General features: G+C 66.9%; 16 protein-coding genes. 6 read left to right on the plus strand and 10 right to left on the minus strand.

All coding sequences use genetic code 11. From position 1 onward, the window contains the following. Nucleotides 1–2: 2 nt before the first annotated feature. From DFO63_RS04880 to DFO63_RS04920, 9 genes are all read right to left on the minus strand, one after another. Complete coding sequence (locus DFO63_RS04880; protein WP_049442783.1) at nt 3–266, minus strand: YciI family protein; 264 nt, start codon at nt 264–266, stop codon at nt 3–5. After that, nucleotides 266–1,561: an argininosuccinate lyase gene (gene argH / locus DFO63_RS04885; protein ID WP_049442782.1), complete on the minus strand. Its 1,296-nt coding sequence runs from the start codon at nt 1,559–1,561 to the stop codon at nt 266–268. Before argH ends, DFO63_RS04880 begins: the two co-directional genes overlap by 1 nt. A gap of 20 nt (nt 1,562–1,581) precedes the next feature. Next, entirely contained in the window at nt 1,582–2,535 is a 954-nt protein-coding gene (gene argC / locus DFO63_RS04890) for an N-acetyl-gamma-glutamyl-phosphate reductase (protein ID WP_049442781.1), read from the minus strand. After that, nucleotides 2,532–3,134 (minus strand): GNAT family protein, encoded by a 603-nt coding sequence (locus DFO63_RS04895; protein ID WP_049442822.1) that lies wholly within the window; start codon nt 3,132–3,134, stop codon nt 2,532–2,534. Before DFO63_RS04895 ends, argC begins: the two co-directional genes overlap by 4 nt. 3 nt (nt 3,135–3,137) lie before the next feature. Continuing rightward, complete coding sequence (locus DFO63_RS04900) at nt 3,138–4,466, minus strand: acetylglutamate kinase (RefSeq protein ID WP_049442780.1); 1,329 nt, start codon at nt 4,464–4,466, stop codon at nt 3,138–3,140. 74 nt (nt 4,467–4,540) lie between these two features. Beyond that, entirely contained in the window at nt 4,541–5,629 is a 1,089-nt protein-coding gene (locus tag DFO63_RS04905) for an acetylornithine deacetylase (RefSeq protein ID WP_049442779.1), read from the minus strand. Between the two features lie 137 nt (nt 5,630–5,766). Beyond that, nucleotides 5,767–6,963: an argininosuccinate synthase gene (locus DFO63_RS04910; RefSeq protein WP_049442778.1), complete on the minus strand. Its 1,197-nt coding sequence runs from the start codon at nt 6,961–6,963 to the stop codon at nt 5,767–5,769. 119 nt (nt 6,964–7,082) lie between these two features. Beyond that, the gene (locus DFO63_RS04915; RefSeq protein WP_014037861.1) at nt 7,083–8,093 is read right to left on the minus strand and encodes an N-acetylornithine carbamoyltransferase; all 1,011 of its coding nucleotides are present in this window, start codon (nt 8,091–8,093) and stop codon (nt 7,083–7,085) included. A gap of 319 nt (nt 8,094–8,412) precedes the next feature. Further along, on the minus strand, nt 8,413–8,976 hold the full coding sequence (locus DFO63_RS04920; RefSeq protein ID WP_049442777.1) for a hypothetical protein: 564 nt from the start codon (nt 8,974–8,976) through the stop codon (nt 8,413–8,415). A gap of 188 nt (nt 8,977–9,164) precedes the next feature. On the opposite strand from DFO63_RS04920, the gene cysS reads away from it, so the two are divergent. The 3 genes from cysS to DFO63_RS04935 are packed head-to-tail and all read left to right on the plus strand — an operon-like array spanning nt 9,165 to nt 12,292. Further along, nucleotides 9,165–10,541 carry a cysteine--tRNA ligase gene (gene cysS, locus DFO63_RS04925; RefSeq protein WP_049442776.1) on the plus strand — a complete coding sequence of 459 codons (1,377 nt, stop codon included), beginning with the start codon at nt 9,165–9,167 and terminating at the stop codon, nt 10,539–10,541. Nucleotides 10,542–10,595: 54 nt separating this feature from the next. After that, nucleotides 10,596–11,048 (plus strand): SufE family protein, encoded by a 453-nt coding sequence (locus DFO63_RS04930; RefSeq protein WP_010486631.1) that lies wholly within the window; start codon nt 10,596–10,598, stop codon nt 11,046–11,048. Continuing rightward, nucleotides 11,045–12,292 carry an MFS transporter gene (locus DFO63_RS04935; protein WP_101765814.1) on the plus strand — a complete coding sequence of 416 codons (1,248 nt, stop codon included), beginning with the start codon at nt 11,045–11,047 and terminating at the stop codon, nt 12,290–12,292. The genes DFO63_RS04930 and DFO63_RS04935 overlap by 4 nt, the downstream gene beginning before the upstream one ends. 523 nt (nt 12,293–12,815) lie before the next feature. Here DFO63_RS04935 and dksA read toward each other — a convergent pair. Continuing rightward, entirely contained in the window at nt 12,816–14,045 is a 1,230-nt protein-coding gene (dksA, locus tag DFO63_RS04940; protein WP_049442774.1) for an RNA polymerase-binding protein DksA, read from the minus strand. Nucleotides 14,046–14,316: 271 nt separating this feature from the next. On the opposite strand from dksA, the gene yidD reads away from it, so the two are divergent. The 3 genes from yidD to DFO63_RS04955 are packed head-to-tail and all read left to right on the plus strand — an operon-like array spanning nt 14,317 to nt 16,764. Beyond that, nucleotides 14,317–14,571 carry a membrane protein insertion efficiency factor YidD gene (gene yidD, locus DFO63_RS04945; RefSeq protein ID WP_005414016.1) on the plus strand — a complete coding sequence of 85 codons (255 nt, stop codon included), beginning with the start codon at nt 14,317–14,319 and terminating at the stop codon, nt 14,569–14,571. 1 nt (nt 14,572) lies between these two features. Next, on the plus strand, nt 14,573–15,919 hold the full coding sequence (locus tag DFO63_RS04950) for a dihydroorotase (RefSeq protein WP_049442773.1): 1,347 nt from the start codon (nt 14,573–14,575) through the stop codon (nt 15,917–15,919). Further along, nucleotides 15,919–16,764 carry a M23 family metallopeptidase gene (locus DFO63_RS04955; protein WP_182474387.1) on the plus strand — a complete coding sequence of 282 codons (846 nt, stop codon included), beginning with the start codon at nt 15,919–15,921 and terminating at the stop codon, nt 16,762–16,764. The genes DFO63_RS04950 and DFO63_RS04955 overlap by 1 nt, the downstream gene beginning before the upstream one ends. The last annotated feature ends 20 nt before the right edge of the window (nt 16,765–16,784 follow it).

The following is a 16,784-nucleotide window of genomic DNA, read 5'->3' on the forward strand; positions in this document are numbered from 1 at the left end:
CCTCAGCGGGTATTCCATTCGTGCACGGTCAGCTCGGAAGCGTGCATCGTCACCAGCGGATCGGTAGCGACGATGGCCTGCGCCTGTTCCAGGCTCTCGACGTTGCACAGCACATAGGCACCACCGCTGCCATCGGCGAAACCACCGGTCAGCTGCAGCTTGCCCTGTGCCTGCAACGCATCGAGGAAATCACGGTGCGGCTGCACCGCCGCGGCGTTGAAGTCGGGGCGGCGCATCGCCAGCACCAGATACACCGTGGCCGCCATCAGGACAACGCCTGCCAGCGTGCACGCAGTTCATCCAGGCGCAGATCAGCGGCCGAACCCGGCGACACGCGTGCGACCAGGCTGCCTTCCGGCGTGCGTCCCTGCCCTGCGCTGTCGGCGCCCGCCGCGGCGGCCTTGTAGGCCTCGCGGAACGGCACGCCGGCCACGGCCGCTTCCACGGCCACGTCGGTGGCATACATGCCCGAATCGATCGCCGCACGCAGCCTGTCGTCGCGCCATTCCAGGTTGGCCAGCAGCGCCGGCAGCAGCTCCAGCGCGGCCAGGCCACGGCCGAAGCCGTGGAAGATGGCACCCTTGGACGACTGCAGGTCACGGTGATAGCCGGACGGCAGCGACAGCAGCTGCTCGATCTCGGTGCGTGCGGCGGCGACGCTGGCGTGGGTCGCACGCATCAGTTCGATCACGTCCGGGTTGCGCTTGTTGGGCATGATCGAGCTGCCGGTGGTGTACTGCGCCGGCAATGCCACGAAACCAAATTCGGCGCTGGTGAACAGCGACAGGTCCCACGCGATGCGGCGCAGGTCCAGCGTGGCGCCTCCCAGCGCTTCCAGCGCGGCCAGCTCGAACTTGCCGCGCGACAGCTGCGCGTAGATCGGCGAGACCTGCATGCGCGCGAAGCCCAGCGCCGCCGTGGTGTGCTCGCGGTCCAGCGGCAGGTTCACACCGTAACCGGCGGCGGTGCCAAGCGGATTGGCATCCACCAGCGCATGCGTGTCGCGGGCGCGGATGGCGTTGTCGATGAAGGCCTCGGCCCAGCCGGCCCACCACATGCCGGCCGAGGAGACCACGGCGCGCTGGATGTGGGTATAGCCAGGAATCGGCAGGTCCTTCTCGGCCTGCGCACGGTCCAGCGCGACCTTGGCCACGTCGGCGCTGAGCTGGGCCACGCGCAGCAGCTTCTCCTTCAGCCACAGGCGGGTGGCGACCAGGATCTGGTCATTGCGGCTGCGGCCGGTGTGGATCTTGCGGCCGGCATCGCCGAGGCGTTCGGTCAAACGCGCTTCGATCGCCGAGTGACCGTCTTCGTACTGCGTGTCCAGCACGAAGCGGCCTTCACGGAAATCCTGCGCCAGCACGTCGAGCTCGCGCAGCAGGCCGGCCAGCTCGTCGGCGCTGAGGATGCCGATGTGCTGCAGGCCCTGTGCATGCGCGGCGCTGGCGGCGATGTCATGCAGGAAGAACTCGCGGTCGAGGATCACGTCGTCGCCGGCGAGGAAGGTCTGGATCTGGGCGTCGACAGCGACGCCGGGCTTCTGCCAAAGAAGGTCTGCCATGGGGGCTCCGGAATGCGTGTTCAGTGCGGGATCGACGTCAGTTCGTCGATGCCCAGCGCGAGGTTGAGGTTCTGCATGGCCTGGGTGGCCGCGCCCTTGAGCAGGTTGTCCAGGGTCGCCACCACCACCACCCGCTTGCCGCCCGGGGCCAGGGTGAAGCCGCCGACCTGGGCACCGTGGCGGCCGGCAATGCGGCTGACCCACGGCGCTTCATCCACCACCTCGATCAGCGGTTCGCCGGCATAGGCCTGCTGGAAGCGCTCGACGATCTGCTCGCGGGTCTGCACGCGGTTCAGCCACAGGTTGGCGGTGAGCGTGATGCCACGGAAATGCGGCGCGACGTGCGGCATGAACTCGACCGCCACGCCCAGCTGCACCGACACCTCGCGCTCGTGCACGTGGTTGGTCAGCGCATACGGCATCAGGTTGTCGGCCAGCAGTTCGACGTTGTTCTTGTCCGACGGCGTGGTGCCGGCACCGGAGTAGCCTGACACACCGAAGCACTGCGGCGGGCCGGCCAGCAGGTCCAGCAGCGGATGCACCGCCAGCTGCATCGCCGTGGCATAGCAGCCCGGGTTGCTGATGTGCTTCTGGCCGTTGTAACGGCCGCGGGTCAGCTCCGGCAGGCCGTAGTACCAGCTGTTGTCGAAACGGTAGTCGGCCGACAGGTCGACGATGACAGTGTCCGGCTTCACCGCTTCCAGTGCCGCCACGAATGGAGCGGCCAGGCCGTTGGGCAGGGCCAGGATCACCGCGTCCACGCCCTTGGCGGCCACCGCGTCGGCGTCCAGGTTCTCGTATTGCAGCTCACCCTGGAATTCCGGGTGATGGTCGGACAGGCGCTGCCCGGCACGCTCGCGCGAGGAGACGAAGGCCAGTTTCAGGCGCGGATGCGCGGCCACCAGCTTGATCAGCTCGGCGCCGGTATGGCCACGGGCCCCGACGATGCCCAGGGTGAAAGTCGAATCGTTCATGCGTGACTGTCCAGGCGGTACTGCAGGTGGCGCTTCACGCCCTGCCATTCCGCATCGATGATGGAGAAGATGACGGTGTCGCGCGGCGTGCCGTCGGCGTGCCGCTTGTGGTTGCGCAGCACGCCATCCTGCTTGGCGCCGAGGCGGGCGATGGCGGTGCGCGAGGTGAAGTTGAACCAGCTGGTTTCCAGCACCAGGCTGATGCAGCCCATGGTTTCGAAGGCGTGCTGCAGCAGCAACAGCTTGGTTTCGGTGTTGACGCCGGTACGCTGCACGCGCGGTGCATACCAGGTGTAGCCCAGGCTGAGCTTGGGCACGCCGGCATCCAGGTCGTAGAAGCGGGTGGTACCCACGATGTCACCCGCCGCATCAAGGATCACGAACGGCAACACCTTGCCTTCCGCCTGCGCCTGCAGCGCGGCCTGCACATAGTGTTCGACCCGCTCCGGCGAAGGCACCTGGGTGTACCAGAGCTGGTCCAGGCCGCTGCCCTCCACGGCGGCGCGCAGGCCAGGCACATGCTCGGGCTGCAGCGGCTGCAGTGTCACGTGTTGGCCGCGCAGAGTGGGAATCGTAGTCCAGTGATCGGAATGGTCCATCATTCAGTCCTGCAGGCTCGGTGCGCGCTGGGCGCAATGGTCGACATAGGTGCTGATCCGGTCGATGCCATCGGCACCGAACCAGAACACTTTCCAGTGGTCCTGCTTGTAGCAGCCGTCGGATTCAGCGTAATAGAAGTGGTTGATCGGGTTGCCGTGGCGCGAACGCCAGAACAGCTGCGGTGTTTCCTCCAGCATCACGTTCCAGACCGCGCGGCCCAGGCCCTCGCCCTGCGCATCGTCGAGCACGGCGAACTTGTCCAGGTACACGCCCTCCGCCTCGTCGGTGAGGATCACCGCGGTGCGGTAGTTCTCGCTGACATAGGCACGCAGCAGCTTCGTCTTTTCGAAGTACTTCGGCACCAGGGTGCGGCCGAAGCTGGATTCGATCAGGCCCTTCAGGCGCGGCAGGTCCAGCTCGCTCCAGGCAGTGGCGCGCAGCACCTTTTCGCCCTTGCGCACCAGCGTGCCCGAGCCCTTGTGGGTGAACAGTTCCTTGGCCAGGTCGGCCGGGCGCGTGATCGACACCGACGACTCCAGCGGCAGGCGGTCGAGCAGATCCTTGATCTGTTCAATCTTCACCTTCATGCCGCCGTGGATCCACGGCTGCGCGATCAGGTGGTCGTACTCGGTGGACAGGTTGATCGAATCGATCACGTTGCCCTGCTCGTCCAGCAGGCCGCCGGTGCCGGTCAGGAAGATGATCTTGTACGGTTGCAGCTCCTGTACGAGCTCGTTGGCGGCGAAGTCGGCGTTGACGTTGAGGATCTGGCCGCCCGCGGTTTCGCCCAGGCTGGTGATGACCGGGATCGACCCGGCACGCAGGCTGGCCTCGATCGGTGCCAGGTTGACCTTCTTCACCTCGCCGACCAGGCCGTAGGTGTCCACGTCCAGGTACTCGGCCTCGAACACGCCGCCGGTGATCGAGGTGGCGCGCGCGCCGTTCTGCTGCAGCGCCTCGACCAGGCGCAGGTTGGACTGCTGGAACACCCGGCGCACGATCGCCAGCGCTTCCGGCGAAGTCACGCGCAGGCCGTTGACGGTCTGCTTCTCGATGCCGGCGGCGGACAGTTCGGCATCCAGCTGCGGGCCGGCGCCGTGCAGCACGATCGGGGTCAGCCCGACTTCCTGCAGGAACGACAGCGAGGAGGTCAGCGCGTCGAGGTCGTCGCGCAGCACCGCGCCGCCAACCTTGACCACGGCGAAACGCTTGGCGTCCAGCTGCGAGAAGCGCTTGAGGTACTGGCTGATCTCCTTCGCGCTGGCCATGCTGGAAAGCAGGCGCACGATGGTCTGGCGGGTCTGGCGGTGGGGCTGGAGGGCAGGAGACATTTCGGTTTCGTCACAGGCGGCGGTCGCCGCGTTGCAGTTCCACCCGGCAGGGCCGGGCGGCGTTGTGGGGTCGATCAGGCGCCGGCGGCGATGATGCGATGCACGGCGTCGGTGTAGCGCTGCAGCTGCTCCAGCGTCACGAACTCATCGGCGGTGTGGGCCTGGGCGATGTCGCCCGGACCGAACACCAGCGTGGTGTAGCCACCGGCCGAGAACAACGAAGCCTCGGTCCAGAAATCCACCGCGTTGCCGATCGGCAGCTCCAGCGCATCGGCCACATCGCGCGCCAGCAGGCGGCGGTTCTCGGCCTCGGCGATGTCACCGGCCGGCAGGCTGGGGCCACGGAAGGTTTCAGTGAACAATGCGGCTTCCGGCTCGGCGAAACCGGCGAAGGTTGCCAGCAACCCGTCGATGTCCATCGACGGCAGCGGCCGGAACCCGAAGCGCACCTCGGCAGCCGGCGCGATCATGTTGGCCTTGATCCCGCCTTCGACGCGGCCGATGTTGAAACGCAGGCCGGTCAGTCCGCCAAAGCGGGCCGAGGCCAGCGATTCCACATGGTCCAGCGCGCGGTTGCCCCAGCGCATGGCCTGGTGCAGCGCACTGGCGGCCGCATCCTGCTTGCCGGACGCATGGCCGGCGCGGCCGGCGAACTGCATCAGCACCGAACTGATGCCACGATGCGCCAGCACCGCTTCGCTCATGGTCGGCTCGGCCACCAGCACCGCTTCATACGGCAGGCCACGCGCCAGGAACGCGGCGATGCAGCGCGGATCGTTGGCTTCCTCGTCGCTGGAGAACAGGAAGGCGGCATCGCCATCGCTGGCGTTGGCCGCCGCCACCAGTGCAGCGGCGGCGCCCTTGATGTCACACACGCCCAGGCCGACCACGCGGTCGTCCAGGCGCCGCATCACGTGCGGGTCGGCACTCCAGTGCGGCGAATCCGGCACGGTGTCCAGATGCACGTTGAACAGGTACTTCGGCGTGCCGCGCACGGCGTACAGGCTGACCGCACCGGCGCCATGGTCGATCACCTCGACGTTGAAGCCGGGCAGGTTCGCGCGCAGGTAATCGAAGATGCCACCGGTGGTGATCGCACGCGGCGGGTTGCGGGTGTCGAAGGACACCAGCGCCTGCAGATGCGAGATCGTCTGTTCAAGCATGAATCAAAGATCCTGTGGAATTCCGCCGGGCATGGCCCGGCGCTACCGTAATGCGTCTGGTGGAGAGCCCCCTTCTTGTTGAAGGGGGCGCGCCGAAGGCGCAGGGTTAAGGTGAAATGCGCGGGCTCGTGCTCAAGTCAACCACGGTTGACTTGAGCAAAGAGCGTCGAGCTCATGCCGAACAGCTTGATGAAGCCCTCAGCCTCCTCCACGCCCCAGTCGGCCGACTGCGCGTAGGTGGCGCCCTTGGCGTTGAGCAGGTGCGGCGACTTCACCGCCACTGCATCGACGCGGCCGCCGCGGGTTTCCAGCACCACTTCACCATTGACCTTGGCCTGCGAGGACTTCAGGAATGCCTCGATGTCGGTCTTCAGCGGGTCGTGGTAGAAGCCTTCGTACACCAGCTCCACCCACTTGCGTGCGACGTCCGGCTTGAAGCGGTTCTGCTGCTTGGTCAGCACGGCATCTTCCAGCGCGCGGTGCGCGGCCAGCAGCGAGACCAGGCCCGGGGCCTCGAACACGATGCGGCCCTTCAGGCCGATCACGGTGTCGCCGGTGTAGACGCCGCGGCCAACGCCGTACGGGGCGAACAGCTTGTTGAGCTGGGCCAGGATCTGGTCGCCCGGCAGCGCCTTGCCGTCCAGTTCGACGGCTTCGCCTTCAACGAACTTCAGGGTCACGGTCAGCGCCTGTTCCGGCCATTCGCTGCGCGGCGAGCACCAGCCACGCGCGCCTTCACCCGGGGCTTCCCAACGGTCGATCTCGCCGCCGGACATGGTCACACCCAGCAGGTTCTCGTTGATGGTGTAGGCCTGCTGCTTGGCGCGCACGCCAAAGCCGCGCTCTTCCAGGTACTTCTGCTCGTAGGCGCGGGTCTGGGTGTGTTCCTTCTGGATCTCGCGGATCGGCGCGATGATCTGGTAGTCGCCCAGTGCCTTCACGGCCAGGTCGAAGCGGACCTGATCGTTGCCCATGCCGGTGCAGCCATGGGCAATGATGTTGGTGCCCAGCTCGGCAGCACGCTTCAGCGCGGCATCGACGATCAGGTAGCGATCCGAGACCAGCAGCGGGTACTGGCCCTGGTAGCCCTCACCGGCCCACACGAACGGCTTGACGAAGCCTTCCCAGATGGCCGGGCCACCGTTGACGGTGACGTGACTGGTCACGCCCAGCTCGGCGGCGCGCTTCTCGATGAAATCACGCTCTTCATCATCCACGCCGCCGGTGTCGGCGAACACGGTGTGCACGTTGTAGCCGCGCTCCTGCAGGTACGGCACGCAGAAGCTGGTATCCAGGCCGCCGGAGAAGGCGAGAACGACGTCTTTGTTGCTCATGGGGATCAGGTCCACTTGGGGGATGGGAATTCGGTAGAGCCGACCGCTGGTCGGCTGAAATGTTGGATGCGCCGCTGCGGGAGCAGCCGACCAACGGTCGGCTCTACCCCTTGTTTGATTCAGCGCCCGGCAACCGCGGCCATGATCGCCTTCTGCACGTGCAGGCGGTTCTCGGCTTCGTTGATGGCGATGCACTGCGGCGAATCCATCACCGCATCGGTGGCCTTCACGTTGCGGCGCAGCGGCAGGCAGTGGCTGAACACACCGTTGTTGGTCAGCGCCATCTTCCGTTCGTCGACGATGAAGTGCTTGAACTGGTCGCGGATCGGCTTTTCCGGTTCCCAGTTGCCGAAGAACGGCAGCGCGCCCCAGCTCTTGGCGTAGACCACGTCGGCGCCGGCGTAGGCGCTGTCGATGTCATGGCTGATCTTCAGCGAGCCACCGCTCTCGGCCACGTTCTGCTCGGCCCAGCCCATGTAGCGGTCGTCGAGGATGTAGTCGGCGGTCGGGCACAGCAGGGTCACGTCCATGCCCATGCGGGTGGCGATGGTCAGCGCCGAATTGGCAACGGCGGTGTTCAGCGGCTTGGGGTGGTAGGTCCAGGTCAGCACGTACTTCTTGCCGCGCAGGTCCTGGGTGCCGAAGTGCTCCTGCAGGGCCATGATGTGGGCCAGCTCCTGGCACGGATGGGTGATGGTCTCCATGTTGATGACCGGCACCGGCGAGTACTTGGCGAAGCTGTTGAGGACGATGTCCTGGCGGTCGTAGGCCCAGTCGATGAACTTGGGGAACGCGCGCACGGCGATGATGTCGCAGTAACGGCCCAGCACCTTGGCCACTTCAGCGATGTGCTCTTCGGTATCGCCGTCCATCACCGTGCCGAGGTTGAACTCGATCGGCCACGCATCCTTGCCCGGCTGCAGCACCACCGCGTGGGCGCCGAGCTGGAACGCGCCCAGTTCGAAGCTGGTGCGGGTGCGCATGGACGGGTTGAAGAACACCAGCGCGATCGACTTGCCCTTGAGCTGGTCGCCGAGCTTGTTGCGCTTGAACAGCGCGGCCTGGGTCAGCAGCGCGTCGAGATCGCTGCGGCTCCAGTCCTGGGTGTTCAGGAAGTGCTTGGGGGACATCATCTTTCCTTGCGTGGCGGCGCCGGGTTCGACGCAGTGGAAGGGAAAAGCAGGAACCAAAGGTGGAGCGAAAAGGTTGCAGTTGCAGCTTTCAGAACGCAGAAACGAAAAAACCCAGCCGGCGGGCTGGGTTTTTTTCGGACGAACAGCAAAAAGCTCCGGTTACCCAGCGAGGATGTGGGGTTCCGGTCGACGCGCACGCGAGGTCATGCCAGACGCCTGTCGGGCTGCGCTGCTGTCGTGCTGGAAGTCGGTGAGCTTCATGGTCAAATATCTTTGCATGCGCCCGGGGCCGGCGCAAGGGGCCGGGGTCGCAGAATCAGGGATTGCTGGCAGTACCCTGCTCGGGGCCGACCCAGGGAGTGATCGACACCCGGATCTTGAGCCGGTTGCCGGGGTCTTCCGGCAGCCGCGAGCGGTACTTGGTGCCCTTGTAGACGTAATCCACGTCGTAGGCGATGGGCCGGCGGAATTCACGCCCCACCGGCACAATGCGGCAGTCGCGGGTCAGCATCGGGCCCGTGTTGGCCGGCGCCGGGGCCGGCGTCTCGGCTCCGGTCTCCTCAACGGCTTCCTCGTCGCTGCGCTTGAACATCGAGCGCACCGAGTCCCAGAAGCGGCTGATCCGGCCCTTGTCCTCGACCGGCTCCTCGCCCGTCACGTTGACCGGGGCCAGGGTCCGGGTCGACACCGGCTCGCAGTGCTCTTCGGTGCGGGTCGCACGCAGGGTCTGGAACACCGGCTCGACGTTCAGGACCTGGGCATAGTCGAACTTCACGTTCTCCACGATCACCACCCGGTTGCGGGGCTCGGCCTCCTGCGCCAGCACCACGGCGGGCAGCGCCGACAGGCAGGCCAGGGTCAGCAACGCGGTGGATTTCATTGGCGACGGGAGCAAGGACACGGCAATAGTGTAGGCAGTGGCGAGCGCAAGGGGCTGAACATTACCCGTCCACGCCGCTCCTGCCCACCCCACCCTGGGTGACCCCGGCGTCCACCGGTGGCAACGGGTGCCCCCAAAGGGGGCCGACACGTTCTAAAATCACAGGCTTGTCCCCCAGCCACAGCCCCATGACCCTGCGCCTGCACAACAACCTGACTCGCCAGCTCGAACCGTTCACCCCGCTCGATCCGGCCTGTCCGACCCTGTATGTGTGCGGCCCGACGGTCTACAACTACGTGCACATCGGCAACGCCCGTGGCCCGGTGGTGTTCGGGGTGCTGGCCGACCTGCTGCGACGCCGTTTCGGCGCGCTGCGCTACGCCCGCAACATCACCGACGTGGACGACAAGATCAACACCGCCGCGCGTGAGCAGGGCGTGCCGATCAGCACCATCACCAACAAGTTCGCCGCCGCCTACCGTGAAGACATGGCCGCGCTGGGCGTGGTGCCACCGGACATCGAGCCGGAAGTGACCGCGCACATTCCGCAGATCATCACCATGATCGAGCAGCTGATCGCCAGCAATCATGCTTACGCCGCCGAGGGCCACGTGCTGTTCGCGGTGGCCAGCTTCGACGGCTACGGCAAGCTCTCGCGCCGCGATCCGGACGAAATGCTGGCCGGTGCCCGCGTCGACGTCGCCCCGTACAAGCGTGACCCGGGTGATTTCGTGCTGTGGAAGCCGTCGAGTGACGACCTGCCCGGCTGGGAATCGCCGTGGGGCCGGGGCCGGCCTGGCTGGCACATCGAGTGCTCGGCGATGGCTGCCGCCCACCTGGGCGAGACCATCGACATCCACGCCGGCGGCGTCGACCTGCAGTTCCCGCACCACGAGAACGAGCTGGCGCAGAGCGAATGCGCCCATGGCGGCAAGATCTTCGCCCGTTTCTGGCTGCACAACGGCATGCTCAATTTCGGCGGCGCCAAGATGAGCAAGTCGCTGGGCAACATCGAGCGCGTGCACGATCTGGTCCGCCAACACCCGCCGGAAGCGCTGCGCCTGGCCCTGCTGTCGGCCCACTACCGGCAGCCGCTGGACTGGTCCGATGGCCTGATCGAACAGTCGGTGCGCACCTTGGACCGCCTGTACGGCACTCTGCGCGAGCTGGCATCGGTCGAGGCCACTGCAGTGATTCCGGCCACGGTCGAAGCGACCCTGGACGACGATCTCAACACCCCGCAGGCGCTGGCTGAAGTGGCCCGCATCGCCGCCGATGCGCGTCGTGCCACCGACCCGGCCGAGCAGGCGCGCCTGAAGGGTGAACTGCTCGGCGCCGGCCTGGCACTGGGCCTGCTGCAGGCCGATCCGGCGCAGTGGTTCGGCACCGCGGCCAGCGAAGACGGCGACGATGCCCGCATCCAGGGCCTGATCGATGAGCGTGCCGCTGCCAAGAAGGCGCGCGACTTCGCCCGTTCCGACGCCATCCGCGACCAGCTGGCCGCCGAAGGCATCGTGCTGGAAGACACCCCGCAGGGCGTGCGCTGGTCGCGCAAGCGCGGCTGACCCGCCCTGCCCCGTGGCCGGCACGCCGGCCACGCCCCCACCGTAGAGACTGTTGTGACCGACTCCCCGTTCCCGCTTGAACCCACCGCCGCCGAGGCCCAGACCGCCATCGCCGAGGAATTCGGCTTCTTCGGCGACTGGTCCGAGCGCTACCAGTACCTGATCGACCTTGGCCGCAAGCTGCCGGCCTTCCCGGAAGAGTGGAAGACCGAAGAGCATCGCCTGCTCGGCTGCCAGTCGATGGTCTGGATCGTGCCCGAAGGCAACGCGCAGTCGCTGCGCTTCCACGCCATCAGTGATTCGGCCATCGTCTCCGGACTGATCTTCCTGGCCCTGCGCGTGTACTCCGGGCGCTCGGCGCAGGAGATCCTGGCCACCGAACCGAGCTACATCCAGGACATCGGCCTGGCCCGCCACCTCTCGCCGACCCGCAGCAACGGCGTGGCGGCCATGCTGGCCTTCATCCGCGAGACCGCGCAGGCGCAGCTGCAGCGCGACCCGTCGTGAGCGAACCTGCCACAGCCGAAGACAGCGCGCTGGGCCTGCTGTCCCGGCCCGGATTCGCCAGGCTGCTGGCGTACCGCATCTTCGCGATGCTGTCCTACCAGGTGGTCGCGGTCACCGTCGGCTGGCACATCTACGAAGTCACCCGCAATCCGTTCTCGCTGGGCCTGATCGGCCTGGCCGAGGTCGTGCCGTTCTTCTGCGTGGCGCCGTTTGCCGGTTACCTGGTGGACCATCTGCCGCGCCGCCGGCTCGGCATGGTCGCCTGTTGCGGACTGGTCGCCACCGCACTGGTATTGACCAGCGTGGCCATGGGCTGGCTGCCGATCGACGGCGTGTGGCCGATCTATGCAGCCATCGCGCTGACCGGCATGGTCCGCGCCTTCCTGTCGCCGATCTACAACGCCCTGTTCGCCCGCGTACTGGCCCGTGACCAGTTCGCGCGGGGCGCCGGCCTGGGCGCGGTGGTATTCCAGGCCGGCATGATCGCCGGCCCGGCACTGGGCGGTGTGCTGGTGGGTTTCGGCGGCAAGGGCCTGTCCTACGCGGTGGCCACCGTCTTCGCACTGGTGGCGATGGCCTGCCTGGCCACGCTGAAGGTGGAAGAACCGGTGCATACCGGCCCGGCCGCCCCGATCTTCAAGAGCATCGCTGAAGGCGCGCGCTTCGTGGTCGGCAACCGGATCATGGTCGGGGCGATGGCGCTGGACATGTTCTCGGTGCTGCTGGGCGGCGTGGTGGCGATGCTGCCGGCGTTCCTGCACGAGATCCTGCACCACGGGCCGGAAGGCCTGGGCATCCTGCGCGCAATGCCGGCGCTGGGCTCGGTCTGCGTGGGCCTGTGGCTGGCCCGCCACCCGCTGCACCGCAATGCCGGCCGCGTGCTGCTGTTCGCGGTGGCCGGGTTCGGCCTGTGCGTGATCAGCTTCGGGCTGTCGCAGCACTTCTGGCTGTCGGCGCTGATCCTGCTGTTCTACGGGGCCTTCGATGGCGTCTCGGTGGTGATCCGCTCGACCATCCTGCAGCTGGCCACGCCTGAGGAAATGCGCGGCCGGGTGTCGTCGATCAACGGCATCTTCATCAGTTCGTCCAACGAACTGGGCGCGTTCTATGCCGGCACGATGGCGAAGCTGCTCGGCCTGGTGCCGGCAGTAGTGCTGGGTGGGTTCGCGGTGCTGAGCGTGGCCGGGATCACCGCGTGGAAGAACCCGACGTTGCGGAAACTGAATCTGCGTGATCTGCAGTGACCCCGCGGAGAGCGCGTTCGGCGGCGCCGGGCGTTTGACTGGCCACGTCACTTTCCCTCGATGAATGGGTTTGTCACTTTCTTTGCGCGCGCAAAGAAAGTAACCAAAGAAACGCGCCGCCATCCGCGAGCCGGCGCTGCGCGCCGGTGCCCTGTGCTCCTCGGTGAATCAGGGGGCGGCGCCGAACTCGCTGCGCTCAAACAGCGGCGCCTCTTCGCCCCTGATTCCCCTGCGGTGCTCGGCTCGCTACAAGGCGGACCCAACAGCCGCGAGCGCACGGATGACCGCCCTTGGTAGAGCCAAGCCATGCTTGGCTGCTTTTGCTTTTGCTCTTCCTTGCCCTCTGGCTTCGGCCTGAGCCGAGCATGGGCTCGGCTTTACAGCAACCGCGCACGCAGGAAACCGTCGAGAGCCTGCGGGTGGGTCCGATACCCGGAAGGCGCCGTTCTACCCAGCCAACCACCTCCCAACAAAAAACCCGGCCGAGGCCGGGTTTTTCGCATGACATCACAACGATCGGGAATCAGTCGCCCTGCTGCTTCTGCAGGTGCTCCCAACGCTCCTGGGCGTCGATGGTGCGCTCAGCGGTCAGGCGCGCTTCCAGGCGCTCCAGGCCGATTTCTTCGCCGGTGTCGACGCAGTAACCGTAGTCGCCGGCTTCCAGGCGCTTCAGGGTGCTGTCGATCTTGCCGATCAGCTTGCGGTAGCGGTCGCGGGTACGCAGTTCCAGCGAATTCTCGGTCTCGCGGGTCGCGCGCTCGGCTTCGTCGCCGATGTCACGCACTTCCTCGCGCAGGTTCTCGATGGTCTGCTTGGACTCTTCCACCAGGTCCGCGCGCCAGTTCTGCAGGCGCTGGCGGAAGTATTCCTGCTGCAGCGGGCTCATGTATTCCTCTTCCGAGGACGGCTTGTAGCCAGCCGGCAGGATCGGGCGGCCAGTGGCCTCGTCGGTCTTGTACTCGACCACCTTGTACTTGCTGCGCGGGGCCGGTGCCGCCGAACGGGCGGCGACGGCCACGGCAACCTTGCCGACAGGGCGCGACACGGTCTTCGGGGCGGAATCGGATTTCACGGCGGTTTTGGCAGGCGATTTCGAAACGGGCACGGGATTCTTGGATTGCGGGGCCTTCGAGGCGGCAGGAGCGGCGGCCGGGGCCGGCTTGGAGGCCGGTTGGGCTGCTGCCACTGCCACGGTCTTGGCCGGGACAGGCTTGGCCGGAGCCGGCTTGGCAGCAGGCTTCGGTGCGGACTTCACTACTGGGGCCGGGGTCGGCTTTACGGCCGGCGCGGCAACATTCTTGGCAACCTTCTTTACAGCGGCAGGCGTGGCGACCGGCTTGGCCGCAGCGACCTTCTTTGCCGCCGGTTTTGCGACCGGCTTGGCTGCAGCCTTCTTCACCACCGCCTTCGGCGCTGGCTTGGCTGCTGCCTTCTTCGCTACCGGCTTGGCGGCGGCCTTTTTCACCGGCGCAGCCTTGCTGGCAGCCTTCTTCACCACCGGCGCCTTCTTGCTGGCGGCGGCTGGCTTGGCCTTGGCGGGCGCAGCGGCCTTCTTCGCTACCGGCTTGGTCGCCTTGACCGGCGTTTTCTTTGCGGTGGCCTTCCTGGCCGCCGGTTGCGAGGACGCTGCCTTGGTCGCCGGCTTGCTGGCCGGCTTCCTGGCAACGGGCTTTGCCGCCAACTTCTTCACAACAGGCTTGGCGGTTTTCTTGGCGGCCGTTGCGGCCTTCTTTGCAGTTTTTTTAGCAGCCACGAAACGCTCTTCCTTGGATTCCCCGGGGCCCGGGAAAGCGGGCCTTTATAGCCTACCCGACCCGCAGCAGCAACCTCGGCACCCTGCTCCATTCAGTCCTGGAGTCAAGGCGCCCAAGGGGCAGTCCGACGAACACGGACCGCCTTGCGCGGTACGGAACCTGGCCAGCACCCGAAGGTGCTGGTACCGGTCGCAGGCCATCGGCGACATGCGACCAACGGCCCATCCTGCACAAATGCGGCCTTCATGCCAACTGGCATAAGATGACTGGGTGATCTCGCGCCTGCTCATCGCCCTGCTGCGCTTCTACAAGCGCTTCATCAGCCCCCTGCTGGGGCCACGCTGCCGTTTCGTGCCGAGCTGTTCTGAATACGCGATGGAGGCCATCTCGCGGCACGGCCCGCTGCGCGGCAGCTGGCTGGCTGCGCGCAGGCTGGGCCGCTGCCACCCGTTCCATCCCGGCGGCTTCGACCCCGTGCCCGAGTCCCCCAACGCCCCCTCTTGCCGTTGCACAGGAAAACACTGACATGTCCTCCACTCTCATCACCAACGCCCGCATGGTCAACGAAGGCCGCACCTTCGACGGCGACCTGCGCATCGAGAACGGCCGCATCGCGCAGATCGGCAGCGGGCTGGCGCCGCGCGACGGCGAGCAGGTGGTGGACGCAGCCGGGCGCTGGCTGCTGCCCGGCATGATCGACGACCAGGTGCACTTCCGCGAGCCGGGCCTGACCCACAAGGGCGACATCGCCAGCGAATCGGCCGCGGCCGTGGCCGGTGGCCTGACCAGCTTCATGGACATGCCCAACACCAACCCGCCGACGCTGGATTCGACCATCCTGGAAGCCAAGTACGAGCTCGCGCGCGGCCGCGCCTGGGCCAACTACGGCTTCTACCACGGCGCCAGCAATGACAACCTGGACGCGATCCGTGCGCTGGACCCGAAGAAGGCGCCCGGCGTGAAGGTGTTCATGGGTGCTTCGACCGGCAACATGCTGGTCGACAACCCGGAAACGCTGGACGCGATCTTCCGCGAATGCCCGACCCCGATCATCACGCACTGCGAAGACACGCCGATGATCGATGCCAACCTGAAGGCCTTCCAGGAGAAGTACGGCGACGCGCTGACCCCGGACATGCACCCGGACATCCGCTCGCGCGAGGCCTGCATCAAGTCGACCCGCCTGGCGATGTCGCTGGCGCGCAAGCACGGCACCCGCCTGCACGTGCTGCACATTTCCACAGCCGACGAACTGGCGCTGTTCGAGAAGGGCCCGCTGATCCGCGCCGACGGCAGCCGCAAGCAGATCACCGCCGAAACCTGCGTGCACTTCCTGCACTTCGCGCGCCCGGACTATGCGACCAAGGGCAACCTGATCAAGTGCAACCCAGCGATCAAGGAAGTGTCCGACCGCGAGGCGATCACCGCCGCGCTGGCCGATGACGTGCTGGACGTGCTGGCCACCGACCACGCACCGCACACCTGGGAAGAGAAACAGAAGCCCTACGCGCAGGCGCCGTCGGGCCTGCCGCTGGTGCAGTACGCGCTGGTGGCCGCGCTGGAGCGCGTGCACGAAGGCAAGCTGACCCGCGAGCAGGTGGTGCAGAAGTTCGCCCACGCCCCGGCGCAGCTGTTCGACGTGGAAGAGCGCGGCTTCCTGCGCGAGGGTTACTTCGCCGATCTGGTCCTGGTCGAGGACGTGCCGTTCACGGTCAAGCGCGAGGATGTGCTGTCCAAGTGCGGCTGGTCGCCGTTCGAAGGCACCACCTTCCGTTCGCGCATCGCCTCCACCTGGGTCAACGGCCAGCAGGTGTGGGACGGCAGCAAGCTGGTGGGCGAACCCGCCGGCCAGCGCATGACCTACGACCGCTGATGCGCTCCGCACTTCTGATCGGGGCGCTGCTGGCCGCGCCCCTGTTTTCCTCATCCCCGGCGCAGGCGCAGGATGGCATCGGCAGCCTGATCGACAGCCGCGTGGTGTTCCCGGCCAGCGCGTCGCAGGGCGCGCTGGTGATCGGCAAGGTACCCGCCGGCAGCCGCGTGCAGTACGCCGGCCGCCAGCTGCGGGTGAGCGGCTACGGCAGCGTGGTGTTCGGCATCGGCCGTGACGAGAAGGGCCCGCTGCGCGTGCAGGTGCAGCGCCCCGATGGTGGCAGCGAGACCGCGACCATTGCGGTGACGCCGCGCGACTGGCCGACCGAGCGGGTCAACGGCGTGCCGCCGAAGACGGTCAATCCGCCGTCGGCGATTGCCGAGCGGATCAAGCGCGAACAGGCGCAGGTGACCGCCGCACGCGCCCGCGATGACGACCGCACCGACTTCACCCAGACCTTCATCTGGCCGGTGCAGGGCCGCATCAGCGGCCGCTTCGGCAATGCGCGCGTGTACAACGGGCAGCCCGGCGCCGGTCATTCCGGCATGGATATCGCGGTGCCGACCGGCACGCCGGTGAAAGCACCGGCTGCCGGCATCGTCACCTTCGCCGGCCCGGACCTGTACCTGACCGGCGGCACGCTGCTGCTCGACCACGGTTTCGGGGTCAGCTCCAACTTCCTGCACCTGTCGCGCATCGACGTAAAGGTCGGCGACCGAGTGGAACAGGGCCAGGTGATCGCCGCGGTCGGCGCCACCGGCCGTGCCACCGGCCCGCACCTGCACTGGGGCATGAACTGGTTCGATACCCGTATCGACCCGCTGCTGGTGCTGGAACGCAAATAACGCGCGTAATGCGCTTTGGT

This window comes from Stenotrophomonas sp. AG209 (genome assembly GCF_003550055.1).
Classification (GTDB): Bacteria; Pseudomonadota; Gammaproteobacteria; order Xanthomonadales; family Xanthomonadaceae; genus Stenotrophomonas.

What these genes read in the sequence shown, in the direction of transcription:
- DFO63_RS04950 (WP_049442773.1), top strand. Translation starts at nt 14,573, where the DNA reads ATGTCCTCCACTCTCATCACCAACGCCCGCATGGTCAACGAAGGCCGC.
- DFO63_RS04910 (WP_049442778.1), bottom strand. Translation starts at nt 6,963, where the DNA reads ATGAGCAACAAAGACGTCGTTCTCGCCTTCTCCGGCGGCCTGGATACC.
- DFO63_RS04880 (WP_049442783.1), bottom strand. Translation starts at nt 266, where the DNA reads ATGGCGGCCACGGTGTATCTGGTGCTGGCGATGCGCCGCCCCGACTTC.
- DFO63_RS04915 (WP_014037861.1), bottom strand. Translation starts at nt 8,093, where the DNA reads ATGTCCCCCAAGCACTTCCTGAACACCCAGGACTGGAGCCGCAGCGAT.
- DFO63_RS04955 (WP_182474387.1), top strand. Translation starts at nt 15,919, where the DNA reads ATGCGCTCCGCACTTCTGATCGGGGCGCTGCTGGCCGCGCCCCTGTTT.
- DFO63_RS04895 (WP_049442822.1), bottom strand. Translation starts at nt 3,134, where the DNA reads ATGGACCATTCCGATCACTGGACTACGATTCCCACTCTGCGCGGCCAA.
- DFO63_RS04920 (WP_049442777.1), bottom strand. Translation starts at nt 8,976, where the DNA reads ATGAAATCCACCGCGTTGCTGACCCTGGCCTGCCTGTCGGCGCTGCCC.
- DFO63_RS04900 (WP_049442780.1), bottom strand. Translation starts at nt 4,466, where the DNA reads ATGTCTCCTGCCCTCCAGCCCCACCGCCAGACCCGCCAGACCATCGTG.
- argC (WP_049442781.1), bottom strand. Translation starts at nt 2,535, where the DNA reads ATGAACGATTCGACTTTCACCCTGGGCATCGTCGGGGCCCGTGGCCAT.
- argH (WP_049442782.1), bottom strand. Translation starts at nt 1,561, where the DNA reads ATGGCAGACCTTCTTTGGCAGAAGCCCGGCGTCGCTGTCGACGCCCAG.
- DFO63_RS04905 (WP_049442779.1), bottom strand. Translation starts at nt 5,629, where the DNA reads ATGCTTGAACAGACGATCTCGCATCTGCAGGCGCTGGTGTCCTTCGAC.
- cysS (WP_049442776.1), top strand. Translation starts at nt 9,165, where the DNA reads ATGACCCTGCGCCTGCACAACAACCTGACTCGCCAGCTCGAACCGTTC.